1 protein-coding gene is annotated in these 267 nt (G+C 49.8%); it reads right to left on the reverse strand.

Annotated elements, in window-relative coordinates; translation table 11 throughout:
• On the reverse strand, nucleotides 1–267 hold a 267-nt coding region (locus tag H8K47_RS18095; protein ID WP_329604190.1), incomplete at both ends, for a DDE-type integrase/transposase/recombinase.

The following is a 267-nucleotide window of genomic DNA, read 5'->3' on the forward strand; positions in this document are numbered from 1 at the left end:
CGGAGTGCAGTATCGGACGATCTCCTGGCTTTAACTTGCTCCATGCACTCGTCAGCATTTCGCTGATCATCTTAAACACCGGTCGCCGTGACGTGTTAAAGGCAATAATTTCTCCGTTGTATAGATCGAGTATCGGCGATAAATACAGCTTCTCCCCAGCGACATGGAATTCTGTCACATCGGTCACCCATTTTTGATTCGCCTTTTGTGCGGCAAACTGCCGCTGCAGTAAATTGGGGGCAATCCGGCCAACATGCCCTTTGTAGG

Origin of the sequence: Cognatundibacterium rugosum (assembly GCF_014284365.1) — a bacterium.
In the GTDB taxonomy this organism is placed as follows: domain Bacteria; phylum Pseudomonadota; class Gammaproteobacteria; order Burkholderiales; family Burkholderiaceae_D; genus Undibacterium; species Undibacterium rugosum.